The sequence below is a fragment of the Mycobacterium cookii genome (genome assembly GCF_010727945.1).
In the GTDB taxonomy this organism is placed as follows: Bacteria; Actinomycetota; Actinomycetes; order Mycobacteriales; family Mycobacteriaceae; genus Mycobacterium; species Mycobacterium cookii.
Genome location: NZ_AP022569.1, coordinates 2,782,944 through 2,798,483, shown reverse-complemented (window position 1 = coordinate 2,798,483; position 15,540 = coordinate 2,782,944). Strand labels below are relative to the sequence as shown.

General features: G+C 64.7%; 16 protein-coding genes. 5 read left to right on the top strand and 11 right to left on the bottom strand.

The features are described from left to right. Positions 1–48: 48 nt before the first annotated feature. Positions 49–723, top strand: a complete 675-nt coding sequence (locus G6N27_RS13225; protein ID WP_232064574.1) for a PadR family transcriptional regulator — start codon at positions 49–51, stop codon at positions 721–723. On the opposite strand, the gene G6N27_RS13220 is transcribed toward G6N27_RS13225, so the two are convergent. Continuing rightward, positions 724–2,427, bottom strand: coding sequence for a 3-ketosteroid-delta-1-dehydrogenase (locus G6N27_RS13220; protein ID WP_163776731.1), 1,704 nt, complete (start codon positions 2,425–2,427; stop codon positions 724–726). It abuts the gene before it with no gap. A 99-nt stretch (positions 2,428–2,526) separates the two neighbouring features. Here G6N27_RS13220 and G6N27_RS13215 point away from each other — a divergent pair, with 99 nt between their 5' ends. Continuing rightward, positions 2,527–3,666 (top strand): Rieske 2Fe-2S domain-containing protein, encoded by a 1,140-nt coding sequence (locus tag G6N27_RS13215; RefSeq protein WP_163776730.1) that lies wholly within the window; start codon positions 2,527–2,529, stop codon positions 3,664–3,666. After that, the gene (locus G6N27_RS25290; protein WP_170308169.1) at positions 3,666–3,932 is read left to right on the top strand and encodes a ferredoxin; all 267 of its coding nucleotides are present in this window, start codon (positions 3,666–3,668) and stop codon (positions 3,930–3,932) included. Before G6N27_RS13215 ends, G6N27_RS25290 begins: the two co-directional genes overlap by 1 nt. A 20-nt stretch (positions 3,933–3,952) precedes the next feature. Here G6N27_RS25290 and G6N27_RS13210 read toward each other — a convergent pair whose 3' ends face one another. Genes G6N27_RS13210 through G6N27_RS13195 form a run of 4 tightly spaced genes read right to left on the bottom strand, consistent with a single transcriptional unit; the run spans position 3,953 to position 7,363 of the window. Beyond that, positions 3,953–5,029 (bottom strand): hypothetical protein, encoded by a 1,077-nt coding sequence (locus G6N27_RS13210; protein WP_163776729.1) that lies wholly within the window; start codon positions 5,027–5,029, stop codon positions 3,953–3,955. Then, the gene (locus G6N27_RS13205) at positions 5,029–6,060 is read right to left on the bottom strand and encodes an alpha/beta hydrolase (RefSeq protein WP_163776728.1); all 1,032 of its coding nucleotides are present in this window, start codon (positions 6,058–6,060) and stop codon (positions 5,029–5,031) included. Before G6N27_RS13205 ends, G6N27_RS13210 begins: the two co-directional genes overlap by 1 nt. Then, positions 6,057–6,887 carry an SDR family NAD(P)-dependent oxidoreductase gene (locus G6N27_RS13200; protein ID WP_163776727.1) on the bottom strand — a complete coding sequence of 277 codons (831 nt, stop codon included), beginning with the start codon at positions 6,885–6,887 and terminating at the stop codon, positions 6,057–6,059. Before G6N27_RS13200 ends, G6N27_RS13205 begins: the two co-directional genes overlap by 4 nt. Further along, positions 6,884–7,363 carry a nuclear transport factor 2 family protein gene (locus G6N27_RS13195; RefSeq protein WP_163776726.1) on the bottom strand — a complete coding sequence of 160 codons (480 nt, stop codon included), beginning with the start codon at positions 7,361–7,363 and terminating at the stop codon, positions 6,884–6,886. Before G6N27_RS13195 ends, G6N27_RS13200 begins: the two co-directional genes overlap by 4 nt. A gap of 122 nt (positions 7,364–7,485) precedes the next feature. Here G6N27_RS13195 and G6N27_RS13190 point away from each other — a divergent pair, with 122 nt between their 5' ends. Both G6N27_RS13190 and G6N27_RS13185 read left to right on the top strand, forming a co-directional pair. Next, on the top strand, positions 7,486–9,393 hold the full coding sequence (locus tag G6N27_RS13190) for a flavin-containing monooxygenase (RefSeq protein WP_163781764.1): 1,908 nt from the start codon (positions 7,486–7,488) through the stop codon (positions 9,391–9,393). Then, positions 9,390–10,277: an SDR family NAD(P)-dependent oxidoreductase gene (locus G6N27_RS13185; protein WP_163776725.1), complete on the top strand. Its 888-nt coding sequence runs from the start codon at positions 9,390–9,392 to the stop codon at positions 10,275–10,277. The genes G6N27_RS13190 and G6N27_RS13185 overlap by 4 nt, the downstream gene beginning before the upstream one ends. Before the next feature lie 10 nt (positions 10,278–10,287). Here the strand turns inward: G6N27_RS13185 and G6N27_RS13180 are convergent, their stop codons facing one another. From G6N27_RS13180 to bphC, 6 genes are all read right to left on the bottom strand, one after another. Next, positions 10,288–10,920 (bottom strand): Dabb family protein, encoded by a 633-nt coding sequence (locus G6N27_RS13180; RefSeq protein WP_163776724.1) that lies wholly within the window; start codon positions 10,918–10,920, stop codon positions 10,288–10,290. Further along, on the bottom strand, positions 10,913–11,260 hold the full coding sequence (locus tag G6N27_RS13175; protein ID WP_163776723.1) for a hypothetical protein: 348 nt from the start codon (positions 11,258–11,260) through the stop codon (positions 10,913–10,915). The genes G6N27_RS13180 and G6N27_RS13175 overlap by 8 nt, the downstream gene beginning before the upstream one ends. Continuing rightward, positions 11,253–12,179: an alpha/beta hydrolase gene (locus G6N27_RS13170; protein WP_163776722.1), complete on the bottom strand. Its 927-nt coding sequence runs from the start codon at positions 12,177–12,179 to the stop codon at positions 11,253–11,255. The genes G6N27_RS13175 and G6N27_RS13170 overlap by 8 nt, the downstream gene beginning before the upstream one ends. Continuing rightward, the gene (locus G6N27_RS13165; RefSeq protein WP_163776721.1) at positions 12,176–13,024 is read right to left on the bottom strand and encodes an IclR family transcriptional regulator; all 849 of its coding nucleotides are present in this window, start codon (positions 13,022–13,024) and stop codon (positions 12,176–12,178) included. Before G6N27_RS13165 ends, G6N27_RS13170 begins: the two co-directional genes overlap by 4 nt. 137 nt (positions 13,025–13,161) lie before the next feature. Further along, a complete protein-coding gene (locus G6N27_RS13160; RefSeq protein ID WP_163776720.1) occupies positions 13,162–14,628 on the bottom strand; it encodes an FAD-dependent oxidoreductase in 1,467 nt (488 codons plus the stop codon). Beyond that, entirely contained in the window at positions 14,625–15,533 is a 909-nt protein-coding gene (bphC, locus tag G6N27_RS13155) for a biphenyl-2,3-diol 1,2-dioxygenase (protein WP_163776719.1), read from the bottom strand. Before bphC ends, G6N27_RS13160 begins: the two co-directional genes overlap by 4 nt. Between the last annotated feature and the right edge of the window lie 7 nt (positions 15,534–15,540).

Below are 15,540 nucleotides of genomic sequence, written 5' to 3'. Positions count from 1 at the left end.
GCGGTCAGTTACTCCGAACCGGCGGCTCGGAGTTGTTAGCCTGGCGAAGTGGAGGACGGCAATGCGGCGGGCAGGCAGAATCTTGCGGCGACCAGCTGGGCACTGCTCGGCATGCTGTCCTACGAACACGAATTGTCGGGCTATGACATCCGTAAGTGGATCGACTGGAGCATGCGGTTCTTCTACGGCAGCCCCGCCTTCAGCCAGATCTATTCGGAGCTCAGGAAGCTCGAGAAACTGGGCATGGTGACGTCGCGCGTGGAGAATACCGGCGGCACCCGTAACCGCAGGCTCTACAAGATCACCGCTCAGGGACTGGACGCGGTGACCCGATGGGCAAACGAGGCACCGGTCGATCCGCCGACGCTTAAGCACGGACCGCTGCTGCGCGTGACATTGGGACATCTGACCAGTCCGGCGCGGCTCAAGCAGACGCTGCAACAACATGTCGCGTACGCCGACGAAATGCACCGCAAGGCGGCGAAGGATGCGCGGTGGGCCGGCGCGGATGACTCGTGGGCATACGCTCGCGTCGCGTTGCAATGGGCAGAGCGGTATTACGCCAACGAGCGTGAGCTGGCCTTGAAGATGATCAAAGAACTTGATGAGGCGGAAGCTGCGTTCCCGCAACGGGAAAAAGGTGGCCCCATCAAGATCCCCTGGCCTACACCGGACTTCTGGTACGAGATCGAGAAGAAAGCAGACGCCGAAGAACCGGACTGATCAAAGGCTTGCGGCGTGCCGGGCGGCGATGTGGCCGTACACCAATCCCTGGGCGATGGTCGCGCCGGCGCCGGGATAGGTGTTCCCGAACGCGTTGGCCGCGGTGTTCCCGATCCCGTACAAACCCTCGATGACGCTGCCGTCTTCGCGCAGTACCCGCGCGTGATCGTCGGCCCGCAGGCCGCCACAGGTGCCCAGATCACTGAGCACCATCTTCACCGCGTAGAAGGGCCCTTTGTCCAGGGCGCGGAGGCTCGGATTCGGGGTGACGGTGGGATCGCCGTAGTAACGGTCGTAGGCGCTGCTGCCGCGGTCGAAGTCGGCGTCGCATCCGGCCCGCGACATCTCATTGAAACGCGTTACCGTGGAACGAAACACCGGCGCCGGCACGCCCATCTTCTCGGCGAGTTCGCCCAGATCATGAGACCGATGGGCGATGCCTGCCGCGTACCAGGATCGCGGTAGCGGCATGCGCGGAAACAGCGCGCCGGCGAAGACATAGCTGTTGCGGTATTTCTGGTCGAAGACAATCCACATCGGCTCTACCGGGTGGCCCGAGCGTTCGCGTTGCAGCACGAGCTGTCCGAAGGACATGTAATCCGTTGCCTCGTTCGCGAATCGGGATCCGCTGTGGTCGACGATCAGGGAACCCGGCAGCGATCGTTCGGCCAACAACACCGATGGGCTTCCCCCGGGCAGGGGGGCGACGGCCGGAAACCACCATGCCTGATCCATCAGATCGATTGCGGCGCCGAGGTCTTGGGCGGCGTGGATCGCGTCACCGGTGTTTGTCTCGGCTCCGAGGCTGAGATGCTCGCCGAGGGATTCGGACTGAAACTTCCGCCGCATGCCCATGCTGTGATCGAACCCGCCGGCCGCCAACACCACTCCGCGTCGCGCCGTGACGGTGACCTCGCGTCCGTCGTGACGCAGCACGGCGCCGGTGACGCGCTCTCCCTCGGTCGTCAACTGCTGCAACTCGGTGTCGGTCCACACCGGGATGCCCGCGCGGATGACACCGGCGAACAGGCCGGCGGCCAGAGCCTGTCCGCCCGCGACGTAACGTCGGCCGAGCAGTAGTCCGCCCACCCCCTGAGCCAAACGCTTGGCGATCGTCGGCAACCCTTTGCGCGGAACGCGGGTCATCAAGTTCATCCAGCGATAATCAGCGGTGGTGGTGGGCATCGGGATCTTCACTTCCATGACCCCGGGCCGCAAACGGGTCAGGTGCTCGCCGAGGATCGCGGAATTCAGCGGCCGGCATTCGCAGGTCCGTCCGCCGGCGGAGCCGCCTGGCTTCTCCGGGTGATAGTCGGAATAGTCTCTGGCCCAGCTCAATCGGATCGGAGTGGTCCGTCGCAGCATCTCGACGGTCGCCGTGACGTTGCGGAGGTAGCCGATCGACCGATCGACCGGTGCGCTGCCGGCGACCACGGACCGCAGATAGGTTTCGGCTCGCTCCATGGTGTCGCCGGGGGCCTGCTCCTCGAGAATGGAGCTGGCCGGTAACCACAACGCGCCGCCCGAGCGTGCGGTCGAGCCGCCGACATAGGACGACTTCTCTACGATCACCACCGTCAACCCACATTCGTAGGCGGTCAACGCCGCTGCCATACCCGTCCCGGAACCCACGACGAGAAGGTCGACGGTCAGGTCTTGCACCGCTGTACCGGCCGAAATTCTGGTGGGGTGCGCTGACGTCACAACGTTGACCTTAGGTCGCAGAATCGGTGCGGCGAGCGCTTTTCCCTGCCAGCGGGACACCGAGCGCCACATCGACGCCAACCGTTGTACAACGGCGATATGACGTTGCAGGCGAACACCGACGAGGTCCGACGGATCGAGGCCGAGGCCACGCCATCCCGATTTGCTCGCGGCTGGCATTGCCTGGGGCTGGTCGAGACATTCGGCGACGGTAAGCCGCATGCCGTCCATGCATTCGGACGGAAGCTGGTGGTCTTCCGGAGCGGGGACGGGAACATCAGCGTTCTCGACGGCTACTGCCGCCACATGGGCGGCGACCTGTCCCAGGGCGAGGTGAAGGGCAACGAACTCGCCTGTCCGTTCCACGATTGGCGCTGGGGCGGTGACGGCCGCTGCAAGAGGGTGCCCTACAGCAAGCGGGTCCCGAAATTGGCTCGGACCGCGACGTGGATCACGTTGGAGCAGGACGGCATGTTGTTTGTGTGGAACGATCCCGAAGGCAACCCCCCGCCGGCCGGCGTGACGATCCCGCGGATCGCGGGTGCGCTCAGCGACGAGTGGACCGACTGGCATTGGTACACCACCACCGTCGACACCAACTGCCGCGAAATCATCGACAACGTGGTGGATATGGCGCACTTCTTCTACATCCACGGTTCGTTGCCGACACACTTCAAGAACATCTTCGAAGGGCATGTGGCGACCCAGTACATGGACAGCGCGGGCCGCCCCGACCTCGGTGACACCGAAGGCGCACGAATACTCGGCACGACATCGGTCGCGTCCTACTACGGCCCCTCGTTCATGATCGATGAGCTCACTTATCACTACGGGGATGCCGACCACGAAACCGTGCTGATCAACTGTCACTATCCAATTGACGCGAATTCCTTTGTCTTGCAATACGGCATCATCGTGAAGAAGTCCGAGGTGCTGTCCGAGGAGCTCGCAATGCAGACCGCCGTCGCTCTCGGCGACTTCGTCAAGATGGGATTCGAGCAGGACGTCGCGATCTGGACGAACAAGGCGCGTGTCGACAATCCGCTGCTATGCGAAGAGGACGGGCCCGTGTACCAGCTTCGACGTTGGTATGAGCAGTTCTATGTCGATGTCGCCGATGTGACAGCGGACATGGTCGATCGGTTCGAGCACGAGCTCGACACCACAAGTCCACGTGAGGAGTGGATGAAGGTAGTCGAGGCGAACCTGGCTTTGAGCTCTCCGGCGGGAACCGGCTGATGCCGGTTCCGATTGACAGCCGGCTATCGGACTGTCCGATGGTGACAGTGTCCTGCCGACGTTGTGGCGGGCAGATGTTGGCGCGGAAGAGCAGCTGGAATCAGACCAGTGTGCAGTGGAATGCCGAGGCGTCGGCCGGCTGCGTCGAACGTCGACACCCCGCTGCTCAGCGACAGGGGGTCTTCATGGCTTGCTCCGCGCTGGCCGAGTCGATTGCCGGCGCGGTGCGCGACGGTAATGTGCCGATCGTGGATGAATCACTTTGATGTATAGGGCTTTTCGTGATTTAAGCCAGCTGGAATGCGCTGATCGGCGCTTCGTCCGGATAGGTTGACGGGCCGCCGAGGTCGTAGGCTGCGTTGAGGGTCGCGATGAACTCCGGGTCGTGCAGCGGGTCATCGGGTATCGCGAGTTTGATGCCCCGCGCGTTGACGTCCTTGGTCAGGGTGTCGATCGCCTGCTCGATGCTCAGATCGTGGGAACCTTCCATGTTCTTCTTCAGTTCGTCGTAGTCCGCGAAGACCTCAGCCGACCAGTGCACCAGGAACCGCAACTCGTCGGTGTGATGACGCGCTATCTGCTGGTCGCCGTTCATCAGCAGCCAGTAGTCGTTGTCGTCGGGATCGCCGGTGAACACGGTGTCGAACGCCAAACCGGCCGGGATCTGTTGATCCAGTGGGCCGTTCGCCTCGCCGCGATGCACCATCATCTCGTTTTGTACGACGACTCCGCGGTTGTTGATCGGGGGCAGAACCCGGTTGGGTGGGCGTAACGGCCCGTCAGGCCAATAGGTGAAGCCGCTGCCGCCGTCCAGCGAGAACCAGGTGATCACCTGGGCCATCTTGATCAGATACTCCCTGAACAACCCGGACTTGCCCATGACGCTGGTGAGCCACGTCGGCGCGTTCTCGTGCCGCACGCCGCGGAAGCTCGGCGAATCCAAATGCCCCGGATCGCGATTGGCGCACGGACCGTTGATGTTGAACAGCATCAGCTGAGGCTTGGCGTAATCGGCGTTCCAGTAGCTCTTCGCCATGTCCACGAATCGCTGGTTATAGAAGCAGTCATGTAGTTGGGGATAGAGCACCGCGCCGTAGTTGGCGAGATAGCCGCGGAAGGTCGGCGTGAGGAAGAGGTCCAGCGACGGCGTGAAACCCTCCGGGAAGACCCCGCTCATCGTCGCGATGAGTTCCTCTGCCGACGCGAAGTGCTGCGCGATGATCAACTTCCACGGGCCACCGGTATGGACGATGTCGAGCAGACGCGCGCGTTGGTCGGCGGAATAGACGTTGTCGATCTCGCGAGGCGGCGCCGCCGGACGCAACACGTCGGAAAGCTGCATTCGTCGCTCATCGGTGAGCATCAACGGCCCCCTTCTGCTGATTGCGCGGTCGTCAGATTGTCTGCGGCAGCGCCGCGGCGCGGTTGCCCGATGTCCGGTGACCGGGACGCGGATACCAGCGGGTGAGCGAACTTTGCCCGGAGCAACGCCCCGACCTCGGCGACGGCCAGCCGACCTCTGGCCGTCGCGTCGGACCGCATCAGAAAGCCGTGGTACATCCCCGGATAGCGGGTGGCGGTGGTTTGTACACCGGCATCGCGCAGCCGGGTCGCGTACCGCTCACCCCAGTCCCGGATCGGGTCGCAGCCTGCGGTCACGACGATCGCGGTTGGCAGACAGGACATGTCGTCGGCATCGGCCGGAACCAGATACGGGTGATGAGTCGGCCCGACATCGCCGTCGGCCACCTCGTGGAGGTATTCGATGTCATCGCGGGTGAGCATCGGTGCATCGGCCAGCGCGGTGATCGACGGCGCTGTCATGTCGCGATCCAGGCCCGGGTACAGCAGGACCTGTGCACAGATCGCCGGGCCGCCGCGGTCGCGCGCTGCCAACGCGACGCCGGCCGCCAGCGCACCACCTGCGCTGTCACCCACGACAGCGAGACGCTCCGCGTCGAGCCCGAGGCCGCCAGCGTTCTGCGACACCCACGCCGTCGCGGCGAAGGCGTCGTCGAACTGTGCCGGCGGCGGATATTCAGGCGCCAAGCGATAGTCGACGGCCACCAGGGTGGCGCCCGATGTCGCCGCCAGCATGCGGGCGAGTGGCTCGAACGAGTGGTTGGAACCCATGACGAGTCCGCCGCCGTGAAAGTACACCAGCACCGGTTGTCCGGGATCGTTTGTCGGGCGGTAGATTCGGATCGCGATCGAGCCGGTAAGGCCGGGGATCGCGGTCTCAGTGATGTCAACCATGTCGGGCATGTCGTCGGGTAGCGGTGCGGATTCGACCGCGGCGCGCAACGCCGCTAGGCCACGCCGGCGCATCGGGGCAACATCACCGAATGAGGCGACCCGAGCGGCCGCGTCCGAATCCAGCTCGGGTGTGCTCATACGAGCGTCGGTGGGCGTTGTGCGGCAAGGGTTTTGGCCCGAGTAGTCATCGCCGCACCCACCGACTGCTGGGTCAGCAGGTAGAATTTGCCGTCGGCGGCCTGCTCGAAAATCGTCTCGGCGGCCGCCAGCGGGTCCATCGCCTCGGCCTTGATGCGGAGCATCGCTTCGCGCTGCGCGTCCGCGGCGGCGACGTCGCCGGTGTCGACCCCGCCGGCCGATTCGAAGATGTTCGACTCGACCGCGCCGGGCAGCACGGCGTGCGCGCGAATGTGGTCCCCATGGCCGGCGGCCTGAAGATCCAGATAGAGGCATTCGGTCAGTGCCAGTACCGCGTGCTTGCTCATGATGTAGGGCGCCTGCAACGGAATTGCCACCACCCCGCCGACCGACGACAAGTTCCACACCCAGGCACGCTCGCCGGCGGCGATCATCTTCGGCACGAACGCGCGCACGCCATGGAAAACCCCGCTGACGTTGATATCCACCACGCGTTGCCAATTGGCGACCGGAGTGTCCCATAGATAGCCGAACTGCTCGATGCCGGCGTTGTTGACCAACAGGCGCACTGGGCCGAGGTCCTGGTACGTCTTGTCGGCGAGATCTTGGACGGCGTCGACATCGCGCACGTCGCAAGCCACGTCAAGGGCGACACCGCCCGTCATGGACAGCTCGTCACGCAGGGCAGCGATGGCGCCGGCATCGACATCGGCCAGTACGACGGTCATTCCCAACCGACTTGCGTATCGGGCGATACCCGCGCCGATACCGGCACCGGCCCCGGTGATGACGGCGACGCCACCGGAAAAGGTCTGCCGCGCGTTCACGACCCCGCGGCGCTGTCAGCGGTGAGCTCGGACTGCGGGACCGAATTCTGGGTGTCCAGCACCACGTCCATCGTGGTGAACTCCAAGCCGTCCCGGCCGCGGCGAACGCCCACGCTGACCACACCACTGGACACCGCGAACGGCACGAAGTTGGCGATCTGGTTGACGAGAATGTAGAAGTGGGCGTTGGTGATTGCGCCGTCGGCGCCCGTCCGGTGGATGTTGGTGGCGTGGTGTCGTAACGGGTAGGGGCTTTCCTGGCGATGCTGCATCAGCCACGTCATCACCGCGTCGCGTCCGTGGATCTCGGGGGACATCAGGTTCTCGAACGGGCTGGTTCCGGTGTCGCTTCGAGTCAGATAGTGCACGTCCTCAGCGAAGCTGGCGGCCAGATCGTCGTAGAGCGCTTCGTCGTAGTGGTACCAGAAGCCGGCGATGAATTCCTGCAGTTCCGACAGTGTGATGTCGTTGGTCATGCCGGCCAGTCAACTCCGTTGTCGTCTCGCCGATCGCCCGGTCGCCCGGTCAGTGGAACATCGTCTGCCAGAGGTGGCCATTGGCTTCGATACTCGTCACCGTGACCGCAGCCAGGGAATCGATGCCGGTGGGCGGGCCCGCCGCGCCCGAACACGATGAGCTGCGCGAAAACCTGCGACAGGCCGACCCTGGAGTTTTGACGGCAGTCCTGGCCCAGCTCACCGGTGACCCGGCTGTGATCGAGGCGTACGCCGCGAAAATCTCATACATCCCCGATCCGCCCGAGCGGGCCGGTGCGACCGATCCCGATACGGCCGCGGCGTTGGTCGACGCCGTCATCGACGCACTGGGCACGCCGCGGCGTGCCCAGGCGACACCTGCTGACGACCGCGAATTCTTCGCGCGACTGCTGCCGATCGCACTGGGTTCGAAGGTCGACGACGAACAGGTGGATCTGTTGCTCGAGCAGGGCGGTTTCCAACGGTCGCAGCCGACGCTGCCTCGCACCGTGCCGATCCCGGACAGCGTGGAGATCGCCATCATCGGGGCGGGCATCGCCGGGATCAGCCTCGCGCTGGCGGCCGCCGAAGAAGGCGTGCGCTACCAGATCTTCGATCGAAACGCGGAGGTAGGTGGAACATGGTGCACCACAACCTATCCGGGCATCGGGGTGGACACGCCGTCGGCGTACTACTCACTGTCGCGTGAGGTCAATCCGGACTGGAGCAGTTACTACCCCGCAGGTGCGGAGTACCAAAGTTATCTGGTTACGTTGGCCGACAAGCACAAACTGCGCGAGTGCACCCGGTTCGGCACCGAGGTGCAGGCACTGTGGTGGGACGAAGGCCGCAGGCAGTGGCAGATCCATTCGGTGGACGCCGACGGCCGTCGCGGTGTCAGCTTCGCCAGCGTGGTGGTGACCGCGACAGGCTACTTGAACCGCCCGCGCTGGCCCGACATCAAAGGCCGGGAAACGTTCGCGGGCATCAGTGTTCACTCGGCGCTGTGGGATTCGTCGCTGAATCTCGCGGGAAAGAGGGTGGCGATCATCGGAGCCGGTTGTACCGCCGTGCAGATCGTCGACGCCTGCGTCGACCAGGTGGATCACCTGACGGTGTTCCAACGCCAGCCGCATTGGGTGGCGCCGCGGAAACGGCTCACCGACGATGTGCCGGCGCACAAGCGTTACCTGGGCAGGCACCTGCCGTACTACGCCAAATGGAATCGACTCAAGTCCTATTGGGGCACTGCGGACAACAACTACCCAGTGATTCTGCAAGATCCGGAGTGGGCGGAGAACCACCTGTCCATCTCCGCGGCCAACGACGTTCTGTTGCAGATGTGTCTGGAATACATCGAGCGAATGTTCGGCAAAGACACCGCACTGGCTAAGAAGGTCACCCCGGACTTCGCGCCATACGGCAAGCGGATCATCCGCGATCCTGGCGGCTATTACGCGGCCCTGACCCGCGAGCACGTCGATGTCGAGGCCAGCGAGCCAGCCGAAGTCAACACCAAAGGCATTGTCACCCAGAGTGGTCGGCAGATCGATCTCGATGTCATCATCTATGCCACCGGTTATCACCTGGACTTCCTGTCCACCATCGACATCAGGGGCCGCGACGGAAAGAAGCTGGTCGACGAATGGGGCGACAGCCCTCGCGCTTACCGCGGCGGGACCGTACCCGGCTTTCCGAACTTGTTCACGATGTCGGCACCGAATTACAGCCCCGGCCACGGTGCGGGAGCGAACTTCTCGATGGAGGTGCTTGCGCACTACATCATCGAGTGTCTGCAGTTGATGGCGCTGCGCGGCACCAGCACCATCGAAGTCACCCAGCGAGCGTATGAGAAATACGTGGCCGAGATCGATCAGGCGATGAGCCGTACCGTGTGGTGTCACACGCCGAGCGCGCACACCTATTACCGATCCGGGTCGGGCCGCGTCGTGGTGGCTACACCCTACCGACTGGTCGACGTCTGGCAGCAGCATCGCGCGCCGGACGAAGAGGATTTCGTCCTGCGGTGAACCAATTACTCTCCGGTAAAACAGCTTTGGTCACCGGCAGCAGCCGCGGCATCGGGCGCTCGATCGCCCAACGTCTCGCGGCAGAGGGTGCGACTGTGGCCGTGACGGCGCGTGCCCACCACCCGTCGCCCTCGATCCGGTCCGGCGCGGCATCGACGGTGCCGGGCACGATCGTCGAGACCGTAGCGCTGATCGAAGCCGCGGGTGGATCGGCGTTCGGCATCACCGCCGACCTCGAGGACGCCGCCGCGCGCAACCGCATGATCGAGGCCGTGCTGGCCCGCACCGGTCGGATCGACATCCTGGTCAACAACGCCGGTTTCGCCGATTACGCGGTCGTCGAGAAGATGTCGCTGGACACTTTCGACAGGACTGTCGACCACTATCTGCGGACACCGTTCGTACTGACCAAGCTCGCCGTGCCGCACATGCGCAGACAAGGCGCCGGCTGGATCGTCAACATCGGGTCGGTCACCGGTGTCGCCCCGGTCAGGCCGTACCGCGATTACAACAAGACCGCGGGCGACGTCATCTACGCGTCGTGCAAGGCCGCTCTACACCGTTTCACCCAGGGAGTCGCCGCAGAGTTGGTTGACGCCAACATCGCCGTGAACTGTGTTGGGCCATCGACAGCAATACGCACACCTGGTGCAGCACAATTGATTCCGGACGACTTTCCCACCGAGCCGGTGGAGTATCTGGCCGAGACCGTGCTGGCGATGTGTCATCGTCCGGCCGTCGAGCGCACCGGCTTGGTGGCGTTCAGCCTGCATTACCCGTCGTCGCAGCAGTTGCCGGTGCACAGCCTTGACGGCAGGATCGTCCTGCCATCGTTGGATCCGCCGGCCAGTGCGAACCCCAACATCGTCGCGGCCGGGGTTTGAGCCGGCGCCGTCACATCCCCAGGGCATCGTGCTGACCGACGTGACAAAAGCTGTGGCACAAACGATCTCGAACGATCAGATCGGGGCATTCCGGATCGAACCAGCGGTCTACCACCGCCCAGTGGATCGGATGCATCAAATATGGTCCCATCAGTCCGGCGACGTCACTGAACTCCTGCTCGAACACATGCGTCCACGGCGAGTCCCCGATCGCATCGTCCACCCGGCTCAGCTGCCAAGCCTTGATCGCCGGTATGTAATGCGGCATCGACCGCAGTTCGTCCTCGAATCGCGCGACGGTGTCCGCATCGGTCTCGGGCGACACACTGAGCAACAAGGTGCGATAGACCGTGCCCGGGCCGCCGCTGCCCCGCGTCGGCCTGCCCGAGTAACCGGCGCCGTTGATTCGGGTGATCGCGCGGTCCGCCAACAAGTCGGTGAAATACGAAGCGGCGGAAAGCCAGTCACGCTTGGAGGTGAACCGAAGGTGGATCAGCACGTCGCCGCCGTTCCGCGACCCCGGTAGCGTCGGCTCCACGAGGCGATGGCGCGCGCGGGTCGTCTCGGCCCCTGATCGGACAGACGCGACGACGCGGTCCCGTTCTTCGACGGTGACGTCGAGAAGCCGGGTGACGCTATACATCGCAGAGCACGTCGACGTCGGCGGTGGCAGCGGCGACTGAACGGGTCCGCTCGTCAACCAAGTCGCTGATCCGCGACCACCATTCACCCAGAGCCGGGTCCGGCCGACCCTTCCAAGTCATCTCCCACCACGCCTGCGGGCCAGGCAGCGTCCAGATGACCGTGACGGTGTTGACCTGGTCCTCCGACCAGATCGGCGGGCTGACAAGAACGTCGCGCAACGTCATGCCTCGCGCGCGGGCGCCGGGCGCGTAGTCGGCGAGATAGGCATCGACGAATTGTCTGGCACACCCAGCCTTGGTCACCACCCTGTCGATGACGAATACTCGACCGTCAGCCATGGCCGAGCAACCGGTCCAATTCCACGCAGGCCTGTCGTCTGGCCTCATGAGCAATATCGAGCATCGGCATTGTCATGAACCCGTGCACGCCGCCCTCGAACAGGCAGCGAACCGTCTCGACGCCCGCCGCCTCCAGCGCGTGCGCGTAGGCGATGCCTTCGTCGCGGAGTGGATCATGGCCGGCGACAACGACAATCGCGGGCGGCAGCCCCACCAGGTCAGCCCGGAGCGGCGAGGCGTACGGATGGTCCCGATCACCGGTTGCCGGCACGTACTGGTCCCAGTACCACTGCATCGCAGGCCTAGGGTTGTAGAAGCCCTCGCCGAACAAGCGATAGGACTCGGTGTCGAAGTCGGCCGCGATCACCGGGTACAGCAGCAGCTGACCCGCGAGCGGCGGACCCTCGCGGTCGCGTGCCATCAAGGTTGTGACGGCGGCCAGGTTTCCGCCCGCGCTGTCGCCGCCCACCACGATGCGATTCGCGTCGCCACCGATGGCGCCGGCGTTCTCCGCGGCCCATCGGGTTACCGCATAGACATCCTCGGCCGCGTCGGGCCACTGATTCTCTGGAGCCAGCCGATACGCCACCGAAATCACCAAGGCAGGAACGCGATTGGCGATATTCCGACACAGCCCGTCGTGGCTGTCGAGGTCGCAGAAGACGAACCCGCCCCCGTGGGCGTAGACCACTATCGGCAGGCGACGATCGTCGAGCGGGACATAGATCCGGATCGGGATATCGCCGCCCGGCCCCGGGATAGTCGTGTTGCGGACCTCGGCGACCGCTTCGGGTGCGGGCGGCGGCACAAACCGTGACCGGATGGTCGCTCTGGCCTGCGCCCCGGTCATGGTGTGGACGGGCGGAAAGCCGGCGTCCAGGTCCTCGATCAGCGGGGCGAGCTGCGGATCGAGGCTCACGCGTATTGCACGGCCGGCCACGGCGGCCCCGCGGGACACCGGCGCAGCGGCCGGACCGGTTGCAAGGTCGGGGCAACCCGAACGGGCCCGTCTTCGACACTGCGCCAAATCCGCATCGCCGTCATCCTCACCGGGGCAACCAGCCGTTGGTCGAACATCATCCGATTCATCGGGCCGCACACGGACACCGCCGCAACCGCTTCGCCCGGGCAGCCGATTGGTGCTGCGACACAGCCAAACCCGAGTTGCGACTCTTCGCGCTCGAATGCGACGCCGTGTGCGCGAACCTTGGCCAGTTCGGCAGCGAGCTGAGAGCTGCTGAAGATCGAGTATTTGGTCTTGCGGATGTCAAGATCCACCGCTGAATCGTCGTCACAGAAAGCCATGATCGCTTTGCCGACTGCCGTGCAATGTGCGGGTTGGCGGCCGCCGACCCGGGAGGGGATCGCCGACATCAACCGGTCACCGACCTTCTCCAAATAGACCACGTCGGGCCCGTCCAAAACTGCAAGGTGTGCGACAAGTCCTGTGGCGCGGTGTAATTCGCCCAACAGCGGGCCGGCTGCCCGCACCAGACGGTCCTGGTGCACCGCGAGTGAGCCCAGCTCCACCAGGCGCATGCCGAGCTCGTAGTCGCGACCGCTGCGGCGCAGCCAGCGCAGTTGCACCAGGCGCTCGAGCATCCGGTGCGCCGACGAGCGCGGCAGGCCGGTGCGGCGGACGAGTTGCGCCAGCGTCAGCCGCCCGGGCCCGTCGAACGCATCGAGGACCAGTGAGATGCGGTCGATGACGGCACTTGGGGTGGCCGACTCGGCGGCCTCGCTGACGCTGACGGCTTTGGGCATCGTTTCTCCAACCGTTGCATACCTGAGCGGCATATGACTATTAGTCATAATGAGTTGTAGCACAGAGGTGTGGCCGATGTCACCAAAGGCGCCACAAGTCGAGACGATTTCCGATGGCGAAAACGGATCGGCGCAGGTCAGCCCTTGACTGCGGACCGCCCCGCCCGCCGACCGTAGAAGCTGCCGTCACCCAGCGAGACACCGCTGGCGTAGCCCCACGCGGCCAGGCCGGCGGTCGATCGGCCCGCTGCAAAAAGCCCCGGAATCGGCTGGTCGCTGACGTGCAGCACCTCGGCGTCCAACGTGGTCGCGAGCCCACCCAGGGTGAAGCCGCCGGTGCTTTCTCGGAGATCGACGGCGCCGACCGGTGAGCCGATCGGCTTGACCCACTCCTTCTTCTTGTGCAGCAGCGGATCTTCGCCGCGAGCCGCACTTTCGTTGTAGGCGGCCACGGTCGCCTGCAGTGAACCGGCCGGCAGATCGATCTCGCGTTCCAGGTCGGCAACGATGTCGGCCACCCACGTCGCCGGTCGCAGCATGAGTTTCGGTGACCAGGACGCCATCGCCTCATCCTGGGCTTCGCCGTCGATGATCAGGTAGGCGATGTTGTCCTGCTGGTAGAGGGTGAGCTGGCCGACGCGGCCGGGGTAGGTGTCCTCGGCGACGTAACGCTGACCGCGGCCGTTGACCAAGATGCCGCGGACCAGTTGCTGGGGGTCGATGAAGATCGCGACCTCGGTCGCGTCCATGTGGGCCAGGTCCGCACCAAGTGCCTGGGCCATCCGGATGGCCTGACCGTCGTGCTGTTCGATCGATGCTGCCGGACGGCCGGCGATCCGTGGGGCGAAGCGTTTTACCATCGCGTCGTTGTAGGCGAAGCTTCCCGTCGCAAGGACAACCCCGCTGCGGGCCCGGATCGTCATCTGGGTGCCGTACTGCCGGGCGCGGACGCCGACCACCCTGCCGTCGGATTCCACAACCAGGCACTGCACCCGCGCGTCGTAAAGCGCCCGCGCCCCGGCCGCCGTCGCCGTCTCGACGAGCGGCTTCATCAGCATGTAGCCGGCGCTGGCTTCGCCCTGCTTCTTGTTCTGCATCTGCGGCACGTGACCGCGTGGGGCCGGCGTGGCAATGGTGTTGAACGGGAACGAATTTTCGCCTCCGCTGTACATCAATCCCTGATCGCCCATCGGCTCCCAGCCCGGTTCGGCGAAGAATTCCGCTTTGAACGGAACGCCGCAGCCGATGAGCCAGTCGAAGTGCGCGACGCTGCCTTCGCAGTAGTCGCCTATGCGATTCTCGTCGGCGCCGGGGCCCATGGCGACATTGAGAAACGCCGCCATGTTGTCAACGGAATCGGTGAACCCGCAGGCTTTTTGCAGCGCCGTTCCACCGCCGAGATAGATGAATCCACCGGCCATCGCCGCTGCACCGCCCCAGGATCCGGTGCGCTCGAGGACCAGGACGTCGGCGCCTGACCGCGCGGCCTCGACCGCCGCTGCCGCGCCGGCGACTCCGTAACCCGCGATCACGACGTCAGCCTCGTGATCCCACGACCCGATCGATGACGCGGGGATCGGCGTGACGTCGTCGTCGGGTGTCATAGCCGCATGGCCGCTGGCATCTCACCGATCCATTGATGGCCCCAATAGCTGTCGGCGGTGATTTCCTCAGCGGTGTAGAAGGTTTCGTCGACCCGCATACCGTCGGTGCCGAATTCGATATCCCAGTCGCCTGGAGCGCGAACGTAGAACGACACCATCTTGTCGTTGGTGTGACGGCCGAGCGTGGAGGACAGTTGGAAGCCCTCGGCGTTGACCCGATCCAGGGCCTGGCCGACCGCGTCGAGTGTGTCGACCTCGACCATGATGTGAACCAGGCGCGGATCGCGCTGGTGTGCGGCCGGCACGACCGCCAAGCTGTGGTGGCGTTCGTTGATGCCGAGGAAGCGGACGCGGACCGGGCCGAATTCCTTGGGTAGCGGAACACGGAACGCGCCGCGAGACCGGAACCCCAGCACCTCGGTGTAGAAGTCGAACAGACCGTTGGGATCGGTTGCCGGCAAGACGACGTGACCCATACCTTGGTCACCAGTCACGAACGTCGCGCCGAACGGTGTGACCACCGGGCTGTGGTCGAGCACCGCACCGTGGAACACCTCCAGGGCGGTGCCGGCCGGATCGTCAAAGGTAATGACTTCTTCCACCCGACGGGCCTCGGCCTCGTCTGTCGACAATTGTTTGAAGGGCACCCCTGCGCCGTCCAGGGCTGATTTGACCCGCTGCAATGCCGGGTGATCCCGTACCTCCCAACCGACGGCGAGCACCCGGTCGGAATCCCCTGGCACGACGATCATGCGGGCTGCACGCTCGTCCATCCGCAGATACAGCGCAGACGTGTCTGGTCCCTTGCCTTCTGCAAAACCGAGGACCCCGAACGCGAACTGCCGCCAGCGCTCGATGTCATTGGTCGAAATAGTGATGTAACCAAGGCTTTTCAGATCGCTCACGGTCGGT

Coding starts and splice junctions, on each gene's coding strand:
- G6N27_RS13175 (WP_163776723.1), bottom strand. CDS start 11,260: ATGGCTGACGGTCGAGTATTCGTCATCGACAGGGTGGTGACCAAGGCT.
- G6N27_RS13160 (WP_163776720.1), bottom strand. CDS start 14,628: ATGACACCCGACGACGACGTCACGCCGATCCCCGCGTCATCGATCGGG.
- G6N27_RS13215 (WP_163776730.1), top strand. CDS start 2,527: ATGACGTTGCAGGCGAACACCGACGAGGTCCGACGGATCGAGGCCGAG.
- G6N27_RS13190 (WP_163781764.1), top strand. CDS start 7,486: ATGCCGGTGGGCGGGCCCGCCGCGCCCGAACACGATGAGCTGCGCGAA.
- G6N27_RS13195 (WP_163776726.1), bottom strand. CDS start 7,363: ATGACCAACGACATCACACTGTCGGAACTGCAGGAATTCATCGCCGGC.
- G6N27_RS13180 (WP_163776724.1), bottom strand. CDS start 10,920: ATGTATAGCGTCACCCGGCTTCTCGACGTCACCGTCGAAGAACGGGAC.
- G6N27_RS13205 (WP_163776728.1), bottom strand. CDS start 6,060: ATGAGCACACCCGAGCTGGATTCGGACGCGGCCGCTCGGGTCGCCTCA.
- G6N27_RS13210 (WP_163776729.1), bottom strand. CDS start 5,029: ATGCTCACCGATGAGCGACGAATGCAGCTTTCCGACGTGTTGCGTCCG.
- G6N27_RS13165 (WP_163776721.1), bottom strand. CDS start 13,024: ATGCCCAAAGCCGTCAGCGTCAGCGAGGCCGCCGAGTCGGCCACCCCA.
- G6N27_RS25290 (WP_170308169.1), top strand. CDS start 3,666: ATGCCGGTTCCGATTGACAGCCGGCTATCGGACTGTCCGATGGTGACA.